Below are 1,602 nucleotides of genomic sequence, written 5' to 3'. Positions count from 1 at the left end.
TATACAAGCGCTGGTGCCATTTTCCAGATCGGAATGGCAATCGGGAAGTTCCACGGCGTAATGACGCCGACCACACCAAGCGGTACACGCGTTGTAAACATAAGAGCGGAGCTGTCTGTAGATGGAATCACATCGCCGACTTTACGCATGCCTTCCCCTGCATAATATTTTAAGATGGCAATGCCGCGAGCTGTTTCGCCTTTCGCTTCCGCAAAGGTTTTGCCCATTTCCCGTGTCGCACATTCGGCAATGTCATCGATTCTTTTTTCTAAGATGTAAGCTGCTTTAAACAGGTATTCTCCACGGGCTGCGCCTGACAGCTTGCGCCAGCTTTCTTTCGCTGCTTTCGCTGCGGCCACTGCCTGGTTCAAATCATCGGCTGTTGATTTTTGCACATAGCCGACGACTTCCTTTCTGTCTGCTGGATTCAAGCTTTTTTCCACTTCATTTGACACGGAAGGAACCCATTCGCCATTGATAAAATTCAAGTATGTTTTGGTTTGGACTGTTGTTGTCATCATGATCCCGCCTTTTGTTAGATTGATTGTACAGCTGTTTCTTTTGGAAAACGATCCAGTGCATTTTTTAGGATCGTTTCCATTTCTGTATAATGTTCTTTTTCAACCGGAAGGATTGGCAGTCTTACCGTTTCGCCAACCGGTTTCCCCATAATCTCCATACCTGCTTTAATAAGCGAAACGGCATAGCCTTTGCGCTTACAGCGGATATTGTGGATTGGCAGAATCACATGCTTAAAGATCTCACGAACCGTTTCCTGGTCCCCATTTAGCAGGCTTGTGTAGAACTTCCGGGAGATATGCGGAATATAGTTCGAGATGGCCGATGAATAGGAATCAAAGCCTAATGGGGTATACGCCGGCATCGTCACTTCCGCCAGCGGCATGCCGTTCAGCCAGCCAAAACGGTCTCCGAATGTCTGGGTAAGCAGTGTATTTAGCTCCATATTGCCAAGGCCGTCTTTGACACCTACTACCTGCGGCACTTGAGCAAGCGTTTCCAAAGTAGAGATCGAAAAAGAGATATTGTCACGCTGGTAGACAATCGCGTTTAAATCTGTGCTTTCAGCAATCGCTTTAAAGTAAGCAGCCTGTCCTGTCTGTTCGCCCGGTACAAGGTACGGCGGCAGAATCAAATAGCCGTCTGCGCCTTTGTCGGCTGAGATTTTGGCCAGTTCCAGGGACGTTTGAATGTTGCCTCCTACGCCTGTGTAGACCGGTACTTTTCCAGCGGTCACTGATACGGCAATGTCCACCATTGTTTCATATTCACTTTTGTTTAATGATGGATATTCCGCTGCAGCACAGGCAACAAAGATCGCTTCCAATCCATCATCCAGTAGATCCTGTACATTTTGAGCCAGTGCCTGTTCATCCAGCTGATTGTTTTTTGTAAAAGGTGCAATCGGGAATCCTAAAATCCCGGTCGGTGCCTGACGATTTTGAGTCATGGTATATCCCCCTTGTATTGTTTGTTTTATTGTATGACAAATTGATTTATTGGTCAACTTATAATTTAATTTTCTAAAAATTAAGCTTAAATTGCCGACTTTCTTCTGATAATATAGCAGTTTTAACAAAAAAC

At 45.6% G+C, this 1,602-nt stretch carries 2 protein-coding genes; both read right to left on the bottom strand.

Going from position 1 to position 1,602, the window contains the following annotated elements; all coding sequences use genetic code 11:
- The coding region (locus tag VP97_RS22960) for an aldehyde dehydrogenase family protein (protein WP_156153609.1) at positions 1 to 518 on the bottom strand (518 nt) is incomplete at its 3' end.
- Between the two features lie 17 nt (positions 519 to 535).
- Positions 536 to 1,468 carry a 5-dehydro-4-deoxyglucarate dehydratase gene (gene kdgD, locus VP97_RS22955; protein ID WP_050184508.1) on the bottom strand — a complete coding sequence of 311 codons (933 nt, stop codon included), beginning with the start codon at positions 1,466 to 1,468 and terminating at the stop codon, positions 536 to 538.
- Positions 1,469 to 1,602 lie beyond the last annotated feature (134 nt).

Source organism: Domibacillus robiginosus, assembly GCF_000966195.1.
Classification (GTDB): Bacteria; Bacillota; Bacilli; order Bacillales; family Domibacillaceae; genus Domibacillus; species Domibacillus robiginosus.
The sequence above is the reverse complement of the archived record's forward strand: the minus strand, read 5'-3'. Positions and strand labels throughout refer to the sequence as shown.

Coding starts and splice junctions, on each gene's coding strand:
- kdgD (WP_050184508.1), bottom strand. CDS start 1,468: ATGACTCAAAATCGTCAGGCACCGACCGGGATTTTAGGATTCCCGATT.